This is a genomic window from Glutamicibacter sp. TV12E, from assembly GCF_052441935.1.
Taxonomy (GTDB): domain Bacteria; phylum Actinomycetota; class Actinomycetes; order Actinomycetales; family Micrococcaceae; genus Glutamicibacter.
Genome location: NZ_JBQVVF010000001.1, coordinates 769,041 through 787,220, shown reverse-complemented (window position 1 = coordinate 787,220; position 18,180 = coordinate 769,041). Strand labels below are relative to the sequence as shown.

Genomic DNA, 18,180 nt, shown 5'->3' with positions numbered 1-18,180 from the left:
CTGGCGGATAAGTGTACTGACTACAAAGGGGTAAGCATGCAGTTGCAGGATTCGGTCGCGCTGGTCACCGGCGGACTTTCGGGTTTGGGCCGGGCCACCGCCCAGAAACTCGCCGCCTCGGCCAAGCACGTTCTCGTGGTGGATCTTCCCCGCGATGACGGCGACGAAATCGCGGCGCAGATCGGATCAAACGTCCGCTATGCCCCGGCCGACGTCACCGACCCGCAGCAGGTCGCCACTGCGATCGAGCGGTGCAAGGAACTTGGCGTGCTGCGCGTTGTCGTAAATTGCGCCGGAGTTGCTACGCCGGGCAAGGTGCTGGGCCGCGAAGGCGTTTTGCCGCTGGAACGCTTCTCCAAGGTGCTGGATATCAACGTGAATGGCACCTTCAACGTATTGCGCCTCGCCGCCGAATCCATGGTGCACAGTGAAGCGCTGACCGACAACAACGGGACAACCGAACGCGGAGTCATCGTGAATACCGCCTCGGTGGCGGCCTTCGATGGCCAGATCGGACAACCTGCCTATGCCGCCTCCAAGGGCGCTGTGGCAGCAATGACCCTGCCTTTGGCTCGCGAGCTGGCCAGCCACCAGATCAGGGTGATGACCATTGCGCCGGGCATTTTCCACACCCCCATGATGGATTCCCTGCCCCAGGCAGCGCAGGATTCCCTCGGGGCGCAGGTGCCGCACCCCTCGCGCTTGGGACGCCCGGACGAGTATGCGGCGCTGGTGGAGCATATCGTGGCCAACCCGATGCTCAACGGCGAAACCATCCGCCTGGACGGCGCCATTCGCATGGCCCCGCGCTAGGAACTACACGGCGGCGGGCCCTAGAATTCCACGGGCTTGCCGCGCAGGGCCCGGTGTTCTGCGTGGCTGATGCGGAACCGGCGGTTTTCGGCCATCAGGAATACCAGCAGGGACATCAGAATGCAGATCGCGCTCACCCACAATGCGGTCTCCTCCGAGAGCCACCCGTTGATGGCCGCGGCAATCATGGCGATGCCAAAACCGCTGGCCAGGGCGTGGCGCCCGCGCCCGGTATGCGCAAATCCGGCGGCTGCCAAGGACACTGCAGCAGTTGCCAGGGAAACCTGCAAGGAATGGCCGAGATCGTTCCAGCCTGCCACGGCAAACCACAGGTGCAGCGTGTACGCCATGGAAAAACCAGCAAGGAAACTCAGGGGCGCATCACTGAGCCAGCGCTCGGCCTTGGTGCGTGCCGTCAGCCGATTCAACTGGTGAACCCCTAACAGGGACAAGATCGAAGCGAGGGCAGCGACTATTGCCGCAGCGGTCGGAAGGAATCCAGCCGCAAGGACGATCGCGCAGGAACACAAGGCAGCGGCACTGATCGCATAGAGGCTGGCCACTCGCTGACGGCGGGCTGAGCGCTGATCCTTGCGGAGCGAAAACACGGCGCTAGCCAGCAAGAAGACCGCTGTAGCTGGCCAGACCACCGCCGGAACCGCGCTGCTGTCAACCAGGCTAATGCGATCGCGCCCGTTCATGGAGGAAGAAAACACCAGTGAAGAAATGAGCAATAGCAGGGATGCAGCCGCCAGTAGGCAGCCTCGAATCATGTCGAATGGCTCAACCTCTGGATTGGGGCGGTGATCCGGAGCCGGGTAGGGCAGCACGGACTCGTGCTCGGCGGAGTGCGCAGGCGCGGCCTGCTGGCCGGACTCCATCAGCGAATTGAGCGGTGGGGTCGGATGCTGCTCGGACATGATGCTGGAGTCCCTAACGATTGCTGAGTTATCAGCAACAGCCTAGGGTACTTCGCTGGCGAACAGAAACCCCGGCTAGGCCGCCGGAGCTTCGGTGAGCTGCTGCTCCGAGCTGAAACTGCGCTCAATTCCGCTCAGTGGATCGGTGAAGGAAATGGTGTGCGCCAGCAGCTGGAGCGGGCGCTGATAATCATCCGGTGCCAAATCCCACAAGCGCGGGTAAAAGGCATCATTGATAATCCCCAGGCCCAGGGAGGCGAGGTGAACGCGCAACTGGTGGGTCTTGCCCGAATGCGGCTTGAGATCCATCAACGCGACCTCCAAACCTGCATGGTGGCCGGCGCTGTAGCCCACGGATTCAACGTCAATAAAGGTCTTCGCGTTCGGTGCGCCGTCCTCGACGATGGACCGCAACTGGCCTTTGACCTTGGACATCCGGTTTTCGTAAATCAGGGGCATCTGGCCAAGCAGATCATGTAATTGGGTTGTGTCCTTGACCAGCGAGTGTTCGCCGTTGGGCTGGAGAACCCGGCCAGTTTCCAGCCCGGGACCGGGCTGCAAGGCAACGACGGCCTTGTAGCGCTTGCTGATTTCACGGCGTTCAAAAAGCATTTGGTAGGCGCCGCGGGTTTCCGGGTTCACCGCAAAAAGAATCACGCCAGCGGTGGCCCGATCCAGCCGGTGCATCGGCACAAGATCATCGATGCCGGTCTGGTTGCGCAGGCGCACCAAAGCCGATTCCTGGATGAACCGGCCCCCGGGGGTGGTAGGCAAAAAATGCGGCTTATCAACTACCAGCAGGTGCTCATCCTGATGCAGGATCTTGGCCTCAAAAGGTATCGGCGTTTCTACCGGAAGCGAACGATAGTACCAAATGAACTCATGCTCACCCATGGGAGTCTGCCGGTCTAGCGGCACTCCTCCGAGGCCGACAATTTCTTGGTTGTCGAAGCGCCGCAGGATGCCTTCGGGGTCCACATGGCCGAAGCGCTCCAGGAGATATTCGGCGACGGTGGCCCACGCTCCATTGTGTGGAAGGCGCAATCGGGTTGCATTAACACCGTTGCGAACGGGGAGCGGGGATTCCATAGCCATAAGGGCTATTCTTTCATCCCGGCGCCAGGACTTCAGACCGCCGGCTGGCAATGCGGGCACCAATAGCAATCCCGCTCGGCGCCTTCTGGGGTGGAAGGAATCTTGAGCATGGCGATGGGGCTGCCGCAGCGGAGGCAAGGTTTTCCGGCACGCCCATAAACCCACAGAGGTTCCCGGGTTCGTTCTTGGCCGGTGGTGACTCGCCGCGGCCGGTCCTTATTAATTGTCAGAAGCCGATGAGCCAGATTCACCACTGCCGGCAGATCAGCGACCTGCCCGACTTCAACCAGCGGATGCAAACGGCGGAGGAACAGGATTTCGCAACGGTACACATTCCCCACGCCGGCCATGATCCGTTGATCCAATAGTGCTTGGCCGATGCCTTGGCGCGGATTGCGGCGCAGATTTTCTGCGGCTAGCTCCGGGTCCCAATCCGCTCCCAGCAGATCAGGGCCCAAATGGCCGATGAGGTCTTTTTCTTGCTCGGTGGGCACCAAACGCACCTGCGCAATATCGAAGCCCACGGCCGTCACCGCAGGGGTCTTGAGCACTACGCGCGCGGTGTGAGCCGGTTTCTTCCAGCGTTCGTTTTCCGCATACAGGTCCCAACGGCCTTCCATGAGCAAATGCGAATGCAAGGTGAGCGGCTTAGCGGCGAACCCGGAGGACCCAGCGGCAGGGGGACGCAATCGCATTAACAGATGCTTGCCGGTCGGAACTACTTCATGCACTGAATAATCCGTGAGATCTGTTGTCGCCAAGGCTGGAACTCGAAAGTCCGAGGACAACAGTGTTTGCCCTGCCAGCGCCTGATGAAGCCTGCCAGTGGCACGATAGACGGAATCCCCTTCGGGCATGAGAGCTCCTCTTTCTGCCGGTCAATCAGCGCCGGAAACGAATGCCTTGCGGCGTTGAATAGAATCCCGCGGCCAAGAGTGCGGTTCCCACCAGATGGTCCAGGACTGGTTGTCCGTCCACAGTAGCGATGGCGATTTTCTCCACCTTGGCCGTGCGCAAAACTGCCACCAAATGCGTGGCAATAGCGTTCCACGACTCTTCAGCCAACTGGGCAAAGGTCAACACGGTGCGACCGCCGCGCTCCAGATAAAAGCACAGCCGGCCATCCAGCAAGCCCACAATGGCCCCGGCCTTGCGCCCGGGGCGGTGCCCCGTTTGCGTGGCTGGCCAGCCCAGCGCCGCACCGTAGGGATTCGCCGGGTCGGTAGACGCAAGCACCAAGGCCACAGGCTGCCGTCGCGGGTCATCGGAAAGCTGATAAGCGCGCAAACGGTCGATAGTAGTGGAAGTGGAAAACTGGGCGGCACCCAGTTTTTCGACGAAATAGCCCCGCCGCGCATGACCGGCTTCTTCCAGCTTGGACAGGACCCGGTAGAGCTGGCCGAAACCTCCGGCTACTGCTTCGGCCGCGACCGAGCCGCGGGTGAGCACTCCGTAGCGTTCCAGCATGATTTCGGCTGTGGCATGGGCTGAAATGGTTGGATCTGCCACCGGCTGGGGGAGCAGGGACCATCGTGCGGAACCACGCGGACCACGCATGGGGGAGCCACCGTGGTCCTGGGCCAAGCGGTTGAGACCCGAGAGGCGATTGAGCCTGGCAGCCCGAGCCCGCGGCGCCGGCTTGGCAATCTTGTGCGCAGTGCTTCCGCCCGCCAGGTAACCGCGAATCGGGGCCAGGGTGTCGGGAGAAACGAAACCCGCCCAGAAAAGCCGCCAGCATGACTCGGCAATATCGGCGGCGCTCACCGGAGGCTTATCGGGATCGTGGATCCGGGCGGCGAGCTCCTCGGCAAAGTAGGCGCCGGTTGATTCAAAGGCATCGAGCACGCGCAGATCCAGTGCCTGCAAATCGCTGGAATCAGGTGCTGGCAGGGAAAGCGCGGCGTGTTCGGCGGTATGCAATGACAACCAGCCATCCTTGCCCCCGGCAGCACCGGCACCGCACACTAGAACATCGCCGGAACTGCACAGCTCGTCCAGCCAAGAGCTCTGGTACCCCTTGAGCCGGGCAGGAAGAATGAAGGATTCCAGCGCCGAGGCAGGCACCTCGGCCCCGGCCAGCTGGGTGACGACTTCATAGAGGCCGTCGGCGCCGCTGAGCGTTGAGCCCACCTGTTGCCAAGCAGGAAGGAACCGGGCGTAGGTGTTCTGGTCAACTGGCTCCACTTCTGCGCGGAGGGCGGCCAAGGATCTGGTGCGGATGGTGCGCAGCACCTGGACATCGCAGTATTCATCACCGCTGATGCCTTCGGGAACAATTTCCACCGGACGGAACGCGCCGACCGACAGCCGGCCAGCGGCCACCAATTGCTCGAGTATTGGCCGCAGCACCGCAACACCCAGCGAAAGCTCGGCGGCAATTTCAGTAAGCGTAAACGGAACATGGGTGCGGGCGAAGCGCGAGATGAGGTCCTGGATGGGGTCCGTCGCCGGCTCCAGGAATGCGGCCGGAATTCCTGTGGGCAGCGGGGTGCCCAGGGCATCACGCAACTTGCCGGCATCTTCGATCGCCGCGTAGGCCAAGGACCCGCCGTGGCGCAGGGCAAAGGCACGCCGGGTGGCGACCAGGGCCTCGGCATGTTCCCGGGCCATGGCTGGGTCCAGCGGCGCGCTGTCATCATTCGGATCACGCAGCCGAGCGGCCAGCTGCTCAATAGTCAACGGGCCCAACAAGCGCAGCAGGTCTGCCGCGCCTTCCATGCCGGCCAGGCGCCGGTTTTCCGCCCGGTACTGCAACTGTTCCTGCAACCCGGTGATGACCTGCGGATCCAGGATTTCACGCACATCATTGCGGCCCAGCAATTCACCAAGCAGCACCGGGTCCAGGCTCAGCGCTGCCGCGCGGCGCTCAGCCAGCGGTGCATCGGATTCATAGAGGAATTGTGCAACATAGCCGAAGAGCAGGGACTGGGCGAAAGGAGAAGGCAGCTCGGTGGTGACTTCCACCAGCCGGATCGCGCGCGACGAGACCTTGGACAGAATCGAAGACAGTGCCGGCAGATCATAAACGTCGTTCAGGCATTCGCGCACGGTTTCAAGGATGATCGGGAAGTCCGGGTAATTCCTGGCGACATCAAGCAGCTGGCTGGCCCGCTGGCGTTGCTGCCACAAGGGGGTGCGCTTGCTCGGATTGATCCGGGGCAGCAGCAAGGCTCTTGCCGCGCACTCGCGGAAACGGGAGGCGAACAACGCAGAATTCGCCACTTGCGAGGTGACCACGTCGATGATTTCATCGGCTTCAAAGGCAAAGAGATCCGCTCCCGGGGCTTGGTCATCCATGGCCGGAATGCGCAGCACAATGCCATCATCGGCGGCCATCGCCGAAGCATCCAGCCCCCAGCGTTCGCGCACCCGCGCACCCACGGCCAATGCCCACGGGGCATGGACGGCCAGGCCGAATGGCGAATGCAGGATGACCCGCCAATCGCCGAGCTCATCGTGGAAACGCTCGATCACGAAGTTCTGGTGGTTGGGCACCTGGCCGGTGGCCCGGCGCTGCTCTCCCAGATAATTCAAGAGGTTATTGGCGGCGAAGTCATCCAATCCGCCGGTGCGCAAAACCGCCGATGCCTCGGTGCGTTCGCTGGCCAGCAGGCTGGTGGTGAATTCGCCCAGGGCCGCGCCAAGTTCCACCGGGCGGCCCAGTCCATCGCCGTGCCAGAACGGCAGCTTTCCGGGTTGGCCGAAGGCCGGGGTGACCAGCACGCGGTCATGGGTGATGTCTTCGATGCGCCAGCTGGTCGCGCCCAGGGCAAAGACGTCCCCGACCCGCGACTCGTAGACCATTTCCTCATCCAGCTCGCCCACGCGCTTGGGAGCCTTGTCATCCTCGGCGCCGGCGAGGAAGACGCCGAAGAGCCCGCGGTCCGGGATGGTGCCGCCGGAAATGACCGCGAGGCGTTGCGCCCCGGGGCGGGCGCTGAGCGTGCCGGCATCGCGATCCCAGACCAGCCGTGGTTTGAGGGTGGCGAATTCATCCGAGGGGTATTTGCCCGAGAGCATGTCCAAGGTGGCCAGATAGGCGCTGCGCGGAAGCTGCTGATAGGGCGCGCACCGGCGTACCGTCTCGAACCACTTCTCGACTTCCAGATCTTCCATGGCCACCGCAGCCAGGGTCTGCTGGGCCAGCACATCCAGCGGGTTGGCCGGGATGACCATCTTCTCGATGGATCCTTGGCGCATTCGCGTGACCACCAGCGCGGTGGAGAGCAGATCTGCGCGGTGCTTGGGGAAGAAGATGCCTTGGGAGACTGAACCCACCTGGTGCCCGGCACGGCCTACACGCTGCAGTCCGGAGGAGACGGAATTGGGGGATTCGACTTGGATGACCAGATCCACCAGGCCCATGTCGATACCCAGTTCCAGCGAGCTGGTGGCCACCACCGCGCGCAGTTTGCCCAGCTTCAGATCCTCTTCGATCTGGGCACGCGCGTCCTTGGAGACCGACCCGTGGTGGGCACGGGCCAGCAGGGGTGCGTCTGGATTTGAGGCCGCGGTAGAGCCGGCTTGGGCCATCATCGCCGCCGGGGTCGAAGTGGAAGAATCCTCGGCGCTGAATCCCTCGCGCTCGGCATATATCTCGTTGAGCCGCCCGGTGAGGCGTTCGGCCAGCCGGCGGGAGTTGGCGAAGATGATGGTGGAATGGTTTTCCAGCACCAAATCCACCAGCTGGTTTTCCACGTGGGGCCAAATGCTCGCCGAGGCGGCAGGAGAGGATCCCGGTCCAAGATCGTGGGCGCCGGCGGCCGAAGGCAGATCGGTCATGTCCTCCACCGGGACGCGCACTGCTAGTTCCCACTTTTTTGTGGAGGGCGGGCGCACGATATTCACCGGGGCGGACCCTGCCAGGAAGCGGGCGACCTCTTCGGGCGGTTCCACCGTGGCTGAGAGCCCGATGCGCTGGGCCGGGGTGGGCAGCAGCGCATCGAGGCGTTCGAGCGAGAGAGCCAGGTGGGTGCCGCGCTTGGTATTGGCGATGGCGTGGACCTCGTCGATGATGACCGTATGCACCTGGGCCAAGGTTTTGCGTGCCTGGCTGGTGAGCATCAAGTACAGGGACTCGGGCGTGGTGATCAGGATTTCGGGTGGGTCCTTGAGCAGCTTGCGCCGGTCATTAGCCGGGGTGTCTCCCGAGCGCACGCCCACCGAAACCGAAGGCTGGGACAGTCCCATCTCGTGCGCGGTGGCGCGGATGCCGGCCAGCGGGGAGCGCAGGTTGCGCTCAACGTCCACACCGAGGGCCTTCAGCGGAGAAATATAGAGGACTTTGGTGCCATTGCCGGCCGGGTGATCGGCATTGGCTTCCATTCCCGGCAGGGCTGGAGCATCGAGTTCTGCATGATGCAGCCGGTCCAGGGCCCAGAGGAATGCGGCCAGGGTTTTGCCGGAGCCGGTCGGCGCAATGACCAGGGTGTGCTTCCCGTCGGAGATGGATTCCCAGGCTCCGCTCTGCGCGACCGTGGGCGCAGAGAAGACATCGGTGAACCACTTGCGGGTGGCCGCGCCAAACCGGGAAAGCACATCACTCATGGAATCGATACTACGTTCTCGGCGGGACAGTTCGAGAACGGCATTCCTGCGAGCGAAGTGGTGCAGGCCGGAATTTTCCGAACAAACGCTGGGTGTTGGCAGTTCTAGTGCTTTTTGGCTTCTGGCACATCAGTTCATGCACTGGGTTTCCCGGGCCGAGCCTGTCCTTCGCCGGAGACGCCTTGGGATCTGCCTGCATCACTTCTTAAAGGGAAGCGGTCATATTTCGGCGTTCGAATCGTGGAGAGGTAGCGTTGAAGGATGCTCGAACTAGTGCGTGCAACAGGCGTCGATAGTGCAGAAATTTCAGAGTTCCTGCGCATCGCTGACCTCACGCTGAGCGGGCTTGATTCACCCAACGTGCATTTATGGATCTTGCGGGATGCAACAACGGACCGCATTATTGCCACCACTGGATATGAAAGCAGCGAAGTCGGCCAGCATGCACTAATCCGAAGCGTCGCGGTGGCTCCCGAACTGCGCGGCGCCGGCATCGGATTGGAACTTGCACAATTTGCGATGGATCGAGCTGTCGAGGCTGGAGCAAAACAAGCGTGGCTGTTTAGCCGCAGGTCCGGTCCGTTTTGGCAGAAAGCTGGATTCAGCTCAGCAGACACGAAGGATCTTGCCGTGGCCCTGGCCTCGACGCACCAGGTGCAACTCTTTGCTGAAACCGGCCAACTTGAACGTGAGGTTGCCTGGAGCCGGAAACTCTAAGGGAATCACTTCGGCACAGAATCGCACTCGAACTCAAACCCAATGTGTCTGCGGTCTACGGGCAATGAACCGCGTACCTCAAGTTCCGATACCGGTTGCACCGCAACTGAATTGGCCGGGAATTTTTGCGAGGATGCTTAGCGAGCATTGCTGGCTCAAGAATGGCCGGACATGAATGCCTGTGAGGAAGCGAATTCCTGCGTGAATAACGTAATTATTGTCCGGGCCAGAACGTTCAGCATCGCGACCAGGTGATCTCATCAAGACTCAGCCGTTCTCGACTGGTACCGGGCGCTTCTACTTCATCTGCGCAGCGGGTCGCGGTACCGAACGCAGTTATCGACGTGACCTCCCAGTGAGATGGCACGGCGAAGTCCGAGACGATTCCGTCGCGGTCAAAGGCGCGGAACTGATGAGCCGCCAAGCCCATCGACAGGCCTTGAACTGTCATATGAGCTACTGCTTGTCCAAGGTCGTAGCGCGCAAACTCTGAATACTCCCAATGTTCAGTGCCTTCAACGAAGATATGTGCCAGATTCACTACCAGCAGCGAAGCGCTCGGAGCCCACAGGGATGAACTGCGCGCCAAACGGCGCAGTATTTGCTCATGGTTTGCATCGCCCCGTCGAGCAACAATGAATTTCCATGGCTGTGAATTTCCAGCCGACGGCGCACGTCGAGCCGCTTCCAACAGCACGTCGACTTCGATGCTTGTCACGGTGGATTCGGAATCGAAGTGCACTGGGCTGAAACGGCCTGCTAGCGCGGGGTGCAGGGCTGGATCGGCCGGGACGGGGCATTTATTCATGTTCTTCATTCTCCAGCAGCTCATAACCTGGGCGGCGAAGCCATCGAGGGGTACCCCCTTCGAAAGGCTCCTAAGTGACAAAATCTGGTCAACATCGATTTATCTGAGAGGTTGGCAGCGGTAAGCGTTGGCATGGATTCTTGTTCTTGGTGTTTAGCAAGGACGAACGCGCAAGATCATCGACCGCCACGCAGTGTTCGTTCAGCGTTTTTTCGAGAGCCGAAGATCCAACCCGCTGCGAACTTGGGGCCACTCGGAGGCGATAATCGAGAAACAGACGGTATCTCGAAGTGAACCATCGGCCATCCGGCTAGTTGCACGCAAGACGCCATCTTGTTTTGCACCCAGACGGGCAATTGCGGCTCTGGACTGCATATTCATCCAGTGCGTGCTGAAGACCACGGCGACGCATTCCAGGGTTTCAAATGCGTGGGCCAGCAGCAGCCGCTTGCTATCGGGATTAGTTCCCGTTCCTTGCACGCTGGCTGCATTCCAGGTGTAGCCGATCTCCAAGCGTGGCAGCTCAGCGTCAATGTCGCAGTACGTGGTCATCCCGATGATCTTTCCGGGTTTACCAGTCACTGGATCATTCAGCCGTGTCGTGAAGGGAAGCATGGATCCGGCCTCTTGCATTGATAAGCGACGCTGGATTTCGCTGCGCATTTCTTCGGGACGGGGCACAGCGGTGTACCAAAGATTCCAAAGTTCACCGTCGCAGGCGGCATCGACAAGCCCGTCATGATGATCCTCGCTTAGCGGTTCGAGAGTGACATATTTTCCGCGCAGGGTTACTGGATTGAGCCTAGCCATAACCTCACTTTAGCTTCCCTGTACTCGAACTGTGCTTGTGCAGTTTCGGGGCCCCGCTCCGTAGGCAGTGGCAATTATCCCTTGCCCATCAACCGGAATATCCCCGCAGCGCCGTGAGCCAGGTTTCAGCGACCGTCAAGACGGCAGGACTTAGTGATCCTGGCTCGGGAGGGATTCTGCCGTCAAATATGGTCGACTGTCCGCGGATGGCGGTGCCTTTAACTAATTTGCGGTAATTTCTCGAAGGGCGGCGACGTGGCCGACATATGCCCGACGGCCAACCGTGGTTAGCGATACTCGCACATGGCTGCGGCCCAGCTTCGTGAAGCGTTCAACGTGAACGTAGCCAGCAGCGCCCAGTTGCTTCAGATGTTTGCTGAGCACCGAGTCAGCGACGCCCAGGTTCTTTTTGAGATGCGCGAATTCTGCCCAGTCGACCGGGGCCAGGCTCGCGCAGATCCGCAATCGTAATGGCGCATGGATCAATTCATCAAACTGGGCTTGGCTAGAGGGCTTGGTCATTGCCGTCCTCGACGCGTGCCCTGTTATAGGCGTGCTGCATCTTGGTTACCAAAAACTCGGCACTGAGAAAAGTGACAAGAATCTTCGCAAGAAATTCTTCCACCTGGGTTGCATCCCAGAATCTGAGGCAATTGATCAGCAGAATGCAAAGAAAGAAGTATCCTGCGTAAGCGCCCGTCAGGAGGCTTGGGCTATTGATCAATGCGCGTGGCTTAGCTCGCCCGCGCTGGGCCAAGGCATACCAGAGGGCCAACGGAAGATAGAGCAGCACGAGCCAATAAGCCTGGGGCGGATAGGCCTGGAACAACGTGAAGACGACAGCTGAGACTGCGACAACGCTGGTGAGCAATCCACGCGGATTCCCAGAAGCCTTGACCATCTGTCCCGAATCTTGCTCGATACATTGCAGCAGGTTGGCTGCGCGCTCTTGTTCCCTGCGATCCTCTGGCGGAGCCATGGCACCCACTTTCCGTTACGGGAAGTCTTGTCTTTCCGCAATGGAATGTCGACAGTTCGGTTTACACGTGGTGGTATTTTCCGCCGGCCAATATGTCCTGGGCACGGTAGAGCTGCTCGGTCAATATCAAGCGCACCAGCTGGTGCGGGAAGACGAGGTTGGACAAGGACCAGGTGAAGTCGGCACGGGAATGCACCGTGGGATCCACGCCGTAGGCTCCGCCGATAATGATCACGACATTGCGTGAAGCATCGATGGGGGCGCGTAGCTTGTTTGCCAATGCCGGGGAGTCCACGTTTTTGCCACGTTCATCGAGCAAGACTACGAAGTCGCGATCATCAATCTTCGCCAGGATGCGCGCAGATTCTTCGGTGCGGGCAGCGTCGTTCTCGCGTGATGAGTGGTTGAGCAACTGCCAGGTGAGGTTAAACGGCTTCTTGAGCCGCTTCTCATAGCGGGAAATTCCCTCATCAACCCACGACTCATGTTTCTTGCCAACTGCCAGCACCTTTATTGTCATGCTTCCATTGTTCCGCATTCCCCGGTTGGATGCTTTGGATCAGGCACCGATACGATGGAGGATATGAGAAACCCCAGACCACTTGTGCAAGGCCAACGACCAAGCGGTGTGCAGGTGCTCTGGATGGTCTTTGGCATTGTTGCTGCGATCTTCTATTTCACCCGTCGAGTGCTGGTCTCGCTGCACGCCGGCGGATGGGCTACAGACCTGGATGCACCTGCCTATCAATGGGTCTTGAACAACCAGTCGCCAGTCCTTTTCGCGATCTCCGATTTCTTGTACTTCTGGGGATCAACGCCGGGCATGAGCATCATCATGGTGCTGATTACCGGGCTGCTGAGCTGGAAAACACGAAGCATCTGGCCATTTATCGCCGTGGCGCTGACCGCAGCGGTTTCCGTCGGACTGACTATTTTGCTCAAGGCCAGCCTTCAGGTGCACCGCCCGGAAGGCATTCCAGGAGGGCCGACGCCACCGCTGTCCTATTCGTTCCCCAGCGGCCATACGCTTAATTCCGCGGCGCTGATTGGCATCTCTGGCTATCTGGCCATCATTTACGGGCTGCGCCGCTACGCCTATCTCATCGCCATCGTCGCCACGTTGTTTGTTCTTGCCATGGGCGCATCGCGAATCTACATTGGGCACCACTGGGTTTCGGATGTGCTGGTGGGCTTGTCGATTGGAACAGCGTGGGCCGCCGTCGTCGCCATCCTGCACTACTACTTTGTGCCGTGGCGGGACGTGCCTAGCTCAGCACGCGGATCGGTGAACCGCTAGCCCAAGCGCGAATATCTTCTACGGCATCCCGGTAGAACATCGAGAACTGCTCGATGGTTACGTAGCCAAGATGCGGGGTCGCAATTACGCCACGGGTGCTCAGCAGCCGGTCCTTGGCCGGCAACGGCTCGGTGTCGAAAACATCGAGTGCCGCCAAGTAGAGACGTTCGTTTTCAAGGGCTTCGATAAGTGCAGGAGTCTGCACGATTCGGCTGCGCGAAGTATTCACCAAAATGGATTCCGGCCGCATCCAGGCCAACTGTTTTGAGCCAATGACACCGGTGCTGCGCTCCGAGAGTTTCAGATGAATGGTCACGATGTCGCTGGTCGCAAAGAGCTCCGCCTCGGAGACCAATTCCACGCCGACCTCGGTGGCCCGAGCCTTCGTGAGGTTCTGGCTGTAGGCAATGACCCGCATGCCAAAAGCCAACCCGACCTTCGCCACCTTGGAACCCAAATTCCCCAGTCCATACACGCCGAGGGTTTTCCCCGACAAGCCCATGCCGAAGCTCGTTTGCCAAGGGTCGGCTTCGGAGCGCGGGGACTTTGAGGAAAAGAGTTCTACATCCAGCCTGCGGGCCGCAGCCAAGATCAAGGCCCAGGTGTGTTCCACCGCGTCGGTGGGGACATAGCCGGTGTGCGACACCACGACGCCGTGCTCGATGGCAGCTTCCAGATCGATGGCGCCATTGCGTCGACCGGTGGTGACCAGCAGTTTCAACTGCGGCAACAGCTCGAACCGCGACGCGGGAAACGGTGTGCGCTCGCGCATGGCCACGATGGCATCAAAGCCTTTCAGCGCCGCGCAGACGGTTGCATCATCATGCCCGAGGTGCTCGTTAAAAACCGTCAGCTCGGCGTTGAGCTCGGTCGTCAGACCTTCAAAATCTGCTAGGTCAGTAGAGACGTTCTGGTAGTCATCCAAAATGGCAATGCGCATGAGTTCATCCTAGGTGTTCCTGTGCCGTGATGACTCCTTATTTACTTCGTTGCTCGCCTTTGGGCAGCCGGAATGCAAAACGGTGGCTGGCACCCAGGGCGCCAGCCACCGTTCACAGATTGGCTGCTAGTCGGTGACTTCGAATTCAAGGTTGTCGGTGAAGGAACGACCGTGGACATCAGTGGCCGTCACTTCAACGGTATGCGATCCGGTTTCCAGATCATCTGGCAGTTCAAGACGCCACAAATGGCTGGTCTTCTCGGGCAGTCCGCCACCGTGGACAAACTGCTCGGCGATAGCCACCGGGTCCGAGTACTTGGCACCAGTCCGCGCGGTTTCGCCGGTGAGCGATTGCGTGCGCGTTGACTTGACCGGGTCGTTTCCATCGATGGAAACCGCCACCGTGGAACCGGTGCTCCCCATCCAGAAGTTGGTGGTCAGCCAAGTGTCCTCGGCCAAGCCATTGCGGCTCACCGACAACGGGTTCTCCAGCGCCTCAATGGTGCCGTATTCCTTGTCGACATTTTCCTTGTACCAATCGCGGTAGGCAGGAGTGTTCAGGCCTAAAGCCATCTGGTTGCTCTCATCGCCGCCGGTTGGGGTGAAGCGCTCGGTGATCTTGGTGTTCTTGATGTCCAAGGTCAGCACCCCTGGAGGTGTGCCGTCTTGCTGGAGGGAGGTCGGGTAACCGGTCTCGGTGACTCGCCCGCCATACCACTGGCCGGCAACTGCCGGAACCGTCAGGTGGGTGAAGGGCAGACCATCCTCGCCGACTTCGTCCAGCCAGCCCTTCATCAGATCGCCTTCGCGAAGGTTTTCAGACATGTGGGTGTGGCCGCCCAGGGAGACCACTTCGCGGCCCTTGAGGATCTTGTAGATTTCTTTGACCTCTTTGGTGGTGTGCTCATCGTTGAAGAAGAATTCCAGCAATGGGCTGTGGCCGGCGAGAACGATGGCCTTGTTCTTCGGCACCTTGGCAATGTCTGCGCGCAACCATTCAAGCTGCTGCTTGCCAAGCTGGTAGGTGTAGTCGCTTCTCTTGGCAGGAACCTTGGTGGGGTACTCGATGGTATTCAGGGCAACCACGTGGGTTTTGCCCGTGTCGTATGAGTAGTACTCGGGGCCGAACTGGGCGCGGTAGGTATCGAATTCGTGTACGCCGTCGAGCGAGTCGAAGTCGATGTCGTGGTTTCCGGGAAGAAAACGAGCCGGGCCATTGAGCATGGAAGTCAGCTCGCGGGTCTGGGCGAACAATGACAGATCGTTGCCGACAAGGTCGCCGATGAACAGCACACCACACCCTGTGTAGTCGGTGCGGGCAGCAAGGTCGGCGAAGGCGCCCTTTCGAGCGTATTCGACTTCCTGCTGGTTATAGGTCTGCACATCGGCGCCGATGGCGCAACTCTGGTCAGGGGATTGGGTGGCTTCGCTGCGAGCCAGCGGAAAGTTCACGGCGTCTGGCAAATCGCCGGTCGGGGCAATGCCGCCGTACTTCAGCTCGGGGGAGCCGTCTGGCAAGTGAATGTAGGAGAATTGCGCGACATTATTTTCGTCGACTGGCACCTGGAAGCCGCGTGGCTGGGTGACAAAGGCGGTCATGTTCTCAAATGCAGGCAGTGCGTAGCGGCCCTGCGAATCGGTGGTGACAACATCTCGGCCATTGGAAACGGTGACCTTGGGCAGCCCTGGCTCGTTGGCGTCCTGCTTGGAGTTCTTGTTGCGATCCTCGAAAACGACGCCGTCGAGCGTCTTGCCTGCTGCCACGGATTTTTCGCCGGCTGCGCGGACTACCTGGACCGATCCCCGGTAGGCTGAGGAATTCCAGTCCTCAGTCGTCGTCGCTGCTGGTTCTGGATCGGGTGCGGAATTGGCGGCCGTGAGAGCGGCCGAAGCTGCCAGGACAACAAGTGTTCCTGCAGTGATGCGCAGCGGGGTGATGTGATTGGTTTTGCCGGGTCGAGCGAAGAATTTCACGTACGTTCCTCCGGAGTGGTGACAATCTGCCGGCCCTCTGGCCGGCCTTTGCCAACGCTGTCAACCCCAGGTGAATAACGGACCCCGCTCAGGTAATCTCGGATAATCGAATCTATTAATACTTGCTAGGTGTCTTGGACGTATTTAGCAATCTATGACCAGAGAAATCGGTGGTGACCATGGAGATTGTTGACGCACTGCTACACGGGCAGCGCGGGCGGCGACTGCTGTGGGAATTTGCCATCGCCAGCGAAGGGCAGAAGCTGGGGACCTTTGAAGAGCATCCTCTGCTCTCTGCGATGTTCTATGCGTCGTACAGTATCGAATCGGCCCGGGGAGATGGAGTAGTGCTCCTCGGCGGGGAACAAAGCAGTGTGCCCGAGGTCGGTCCCGCTGGCCTTGCCCGACTGCTTGAGCGCAACGAACTGGTCCCGGTCACCGAAACCCTGCTTCAAGCGGCGTTGGCACGTTCGGTAGAAGCCGCCCGCTATTGGCAAGAACCGGACGGCCACGACACCCTGCTGGGAGCGCCTGAGTTGACCCGTGGCCTGGAACGCGTCGCACTGCACATCTCAGCTTCCTCGGCGGCCGCGCAGTGGGCGTCGGACATGGATGAACGCACCCAGTTCCACATCGAATTCGAGCAGCAGGATCCAGCTGATGTTCCGCAGCGGACTGACCGCACAGCGATCGCCACGTTGCTTCGCTGGAAAGAGCAGTTGATCATTGCGGAAGCTCGCGCTGCAGCACAAACGCCGGTGCCGGTGACAGCTGCCCATAGCGGAGAATGGTGGTCCATGCCTAGCCAGTCCCTGCCCAGCAGCACCGGGGTTTTTGCCAACCGGGAACCCGTTGGACTCAGTTGCGTGGAAGACGGATTCGGCTGGGAACGTGCCAGCGCCAGGATTTTGAGCGTGCCGCCCGCGGCAAAGGTCCTGGAAATCTCCACTGCGGAAGACTGGACACAGCTCTGCAGAGAACAGGGAATCGAGGTCACCTCGCATAAGCGCCACGATTGGTACCGGGTCACCGAGCGCGATGGTGCGTGGAAGATCCCCGATTGGTTGGCGGTTGCACGTCGCTACGACGGAGTGCATTTGAGTATTGCTGCGTACCTGGCGCTCGCCGGCGAATGCCTGGCAGTCGACGAGAAATATTCCACTGTGATTGCCGGCTGGGATCCGGACCGGACTTTTTGGTTCACCGACGCGCTGCGGTTCTGCGAGCCTGCGCAGGAGTGGACCTGTCTGGAGGCTAATAGCGAGGATTCACGGTGGGTTTCTTCCGGCGAAGCCCCCAGTTCATGAGCCGTCATGGGCACTGCGGCCAGCCGATATTTCTGGTGCAATGGGATGCATGAATGAAGCACTACCCAATGAATTGGCTGCCGCTACCGAGGTAGTCCTGCAGCTGCGCTGGTCGGATCAGGATGCCTTGGGGCATGTCAATAATGCCCGCATCGTCACGCTGATGGAAGAAGCACGCATCCGCTGGACCCGGCAAGATGGGAAGGTAGGACGATTCGAATTCGGAACGGTCGTGGCTTCCCTCCAGATCGACTACAAACGGCCACTGCATTACCAGCCTGAAATGCTGATCCGCATGGGGATCAGTCGCGTCGGCAACAAGTCGTTCACCGTGCGGGGCATCGGCTACCAGGACGGCCAGCCGGTGTTCGATTCCACCACGGTCATGGTTCCGCTGGCCGCCGACGGAGTTTCCTCGCGGGCGCTCAGCGAGCAGGAACGCAGCTGGCTGGAATCATCGCTGATTCCAGCCGCTGGAGCACGATCGCTTAACTGAGCTGGCCTTCTGGCTCGGTCTCGTTGGCGGGCGGTCCGTCGAACTGTCCGCGGCCGCAGCAACTATTGCGCGGCGTATTCGTCCAGGACCTTCTTGCCGATCTTGAAGGCAACGTTTGCGGCGGGCACGGAGCAGTAGATGGCGCATTGCAGGAAGACTTCCTTGATTTCCTCCGGAGTCATTCCATTGCGCAGGGCAGCATGCACGTGCATTTCCAGCTCTTCCCAGTACCCGCCGGCAATCATGGCGGTCAAGGTGATGGCGCTGCGGGTGGTGCGCGGCAAACCGTCACGGGTCCAAATGGTTCCCCACGCGTAGCGGGTGATCATTTCCTGGAACTCGTCGGTGAACTCGTTTGAATTCTTGGTGGAACGGTCGACGTGCTCGTTGCCAAGGACTTCGCGTCGCACGCCCATGCCTGCGTCATAGGTATCGCCCGGCAGGCGCTGGGATTCTGTCATGGTGTACTGCTCTTTC

The 18,180-nt window shown here is 60.3% G+C and carries 17 protein-coding genes; 5 read left to right on the top strand and 12 right to left on the bottom strand.

What is annotated here, in order from left to right:
• Nucleotides 1-36 precede the first annotated feature (36 nt).
• Complete coding sequence (locus tag ACT7DV_RS03580; RefSeq protein WP_444660915.1) at nucleotides 37-813, top strand: SDR family NAD(P)-dependent oxidoreductase; 777 nt, start codon at nucleotides 37-39, stop codon at nucleotides 811-813.
• 20 nt (nucleotides 814-833) lie between these two features.
• Here ACT7DV_RS03580 and ACT7DV_RS03575 read toward each other — a convergent pair whose 3' ends face one another.
• The 4 genes from ACT7DV_RS03575 to ACT7DV_RS03560 form a co-directional block, all read right to left on the bottom strand.
• The gene (locus ACT7DV_RS03575) at nucleotides 834-1,733 is read right to left on the bottom strand and encodes a hypothetical protein (protein ID WP_444660914.1); all 900 of its coding nucleotides are present in this window, start codon (nucleotides 1,731-1,733) and stop codon (nucleotides 834-836) included.
• Between the two features lie 75 nt (nucleotides 1,734-1,808).
• Entirely contained in the window at nucleotides 1,809-2,822 is a 1,014-nt protein-coding gene (locus tag ACT7DV_RS03570; RefSeq protein WP_444664775.1) for a pseudouridine synthase, read from the bottom strand.
• 38 nt (nucleotides 2,823-2,860) lie between these two features.
• The gene (locus ACT7DV_RS03565) at nucleotides 2,861-3,685 is read right to left on the bottom strand and encodes a DNA-formamidopyrimidine glycosylase family protein (RefSeq protein WP_444660913.1); all 825 of its coding nucleotides are present in this window, start codon (nucleotides 3,683-3,685) and stop codon (nucleotides 2,861-2,863) included.
• A gap of 25 nt (nucleotides 3,686-3,710) precedes the next feature.
• Nucleotides 3,711-8,375, bottom strand: coding sequence for an ATP-dependent helicase (locus ACT7DV_RS03560; protein ID WP_444660912.1), 4,665 nt, complete (start codon nucleotides 8,373-8,375; stop codon nucleotides 3,711-3,713).
• Between the two features lie 261 nt (nucleotides 8,376-8,636).
• On the opposite strand from ACT7DV_RS03560, the gene ACT7DV_RS03555 reads away from it, so the two are divergent.
• Entirely contained in the window at nucleotides 8,637-9,092 is a 456-nt protein-coding gene (locus ACT7DV_RS03555) for a GNAT family N-acetyltransferase (RefSeq protein WP_444660911.1), read from the top strand.
• A 235-nt stretch (nucleotides 9,093-9,327) separates the two neighbouring features.
• Here the strand turns inward: ACT7DV_RS03555 and ACT7DV_RS03550 are convergent, their stop codons facing one another.
• The 5 genes from ACT7DV_RS03550 to rlmH all read right to left on the bottom strand — a co-directional run bounded on the left by ACT7DV_RS03550 (nucleotide 9,328) and on the right by rlmH (nucleotide 12,209).
• Nucleotides 9,328-9,900: a nitroreductase family protein gene (locus ACT7DV_RS03550; protein ID WP_444660910.1), complete on the bottom strand. Its 573-nt coding sequence runs from the start codon at nucleotides 9,898-9,900 to the stop codon at nucleotides 9,328-9,330.
• Nucleotides 9,901-10,101: 201 nt separating this feature from the next.
• The gene (locus ACT7DV_RS03545; protein ID WP_444660909.1) at nucleotides 10,102-10,710 is read right to left on the bottom strand and encodes a GNAT family N-acetyltransferase; all 609 of its coding nucleotides are present in this window, start codon (nucleotides 10,708-10,710) and stop codon (nucleotides 10,102-10,104) included.
• Nucleotides 10,711-10,932: 222 nt separating this feature from the next.
• Nucleotides 10,933-11,232 (bottom strand): transcriptional regulator, encoded by a 300-nt coding sequence (locus tag ACT7DV_RS03540; RefSeq protein WP_444660908.1) that lies wholly within the window; start codon nucleotides 11,230-11,232, stop codon nucleotides 10,933-10,935.
• Nucleotides 11,216-11,689, bottom strand: coding sequence for a hypothetical protein (locus ACT7DV_RS03535; RefSeq protein WP_444660907.1), 474 nt, complete (start codon nucleotides 11,687-11,689; stop codon nucleotides 11,216-11,218). The genes ACT7DV_RS03540 and ACT7DV_RS03535 overlap by 17 nt, the downstream gene beginning before the upstream one ends.
• A gap of 61 nt (nucleotides 11,690-11,750) precedes the next feature.
• Entirely contained in the window at nucleotides 11,751-12,209 is a 459-nt protein-coding gene (gene rlmH, locus ACT7DV_RS03530) for a 23S rRNA (pseudouridine(1915)-N(3))-methyltransferase RlmH (RefSeq protein ID WP_444660906.1), read from the bottom strand.
• Between the two features lie 63 nt (nucleotides 12,210-12,272).
• Here rlmH and ACT7DV_RS03525 point away from each other — a divergent pair, with 63 nt between their 5' ends.
• Nucleotides 12,273-12,986, top strand: a complete 714-nt coding sequence (locus ACT7DV_RS03525) for a phosphatase PAP2 family protein (protein ID WP_444660905.1) — start codon at nucleotides 12,273-12,275, stop codon at nucleotides 12,984-12,986.
• Here ACT7DV_RS03525 and ACT7DV_RS03520 read toward each other — a convergent pair.
• The gene (locus ACT7DV_RS03520) at nucleotides 12,955-13,926 is read right to left on the bottom strand and encodes a D-2-hydroxyacid dehydrogenase family protein (protein ID WP_444660904.1); all 972 of its coding nucleotides are present in this window, start codon (nucleotides 13,924-13,926) and stop codon (nucleotides 12,955-12,957) included. The two genes, ACT7DV_RS03525 and ACT7DV_RS03520, sit on opposite strands and share 32 nt — an antisense overlap.
• A 126-nt stretch (nucleotides 13,927-14,052) precedes the next feature.
• Nucleotides 14,053-15,900 carry a calcineurin-like phosphoesterase C-terminal domain-containing protein gene (locus ACT7DV_RS03515; RefSeq protein WP_444660903.1) on the bottom strand — a complete coding sequence of 616 codons (1,848 nt, stop codon included), beginning with the start codon at nucleotides 15,898-15,900 and terminating at the stop codon, nucleotides 14,053-14,055.
• A 173-nt stretch (nucleotides 15,901-16,073) separates the two neighbouring features.
• On the opposite strand from ACT7DV_RS03515, the gene ACT7DV_RS03510 reads away from it, so the two are divergent.
• Nucleotides 16,074-17,207, top strand: a complete 1,134-nt coding sequence (locus ACT7DV_RS03510) for a hypothetical protein (RefSeq protein ID WP_444660902.1) — start codon at nucleotides 16,074-16,076, stop codon at nucleotides 17,205-17,207.
• A gap of 49 nt (nucleotides 17,208-17,256) precedes the next feature.
• Nucleotides 17,257-17,703: an acyl-CoA thioesterase gene (locus ACT7DV_RS03505; RefSeq protein ID WP_444660901.1), complete on the top strand. Its 447-nt coding sequence runs from the start codon at nucleotides 17,257-17,259 to the stop codon at nucleotides 17,701-17,703.
• A gap of 62 nt (nucleotides 17,704-17,765) precedes the next feature.
• Here ACT7DV_RS03505 and pcaC read toward each other — a convergent pair whose 3' ends face one another.
• Nucleotides 17,766-18,164, bottom strand: a complete 399-nt coding sequence (pcaC, locus tag ACT7DV_RS03500; protein ID WP_444660900.1) for a 4-carboxymuconolactone decarboxylase — start codon at nucleotides 18,162-18,164, stop codon at nucleotides 17,766-17,768.
• Nucleotides 18,165-18,180: the final 16 nt, after the last annotated feature.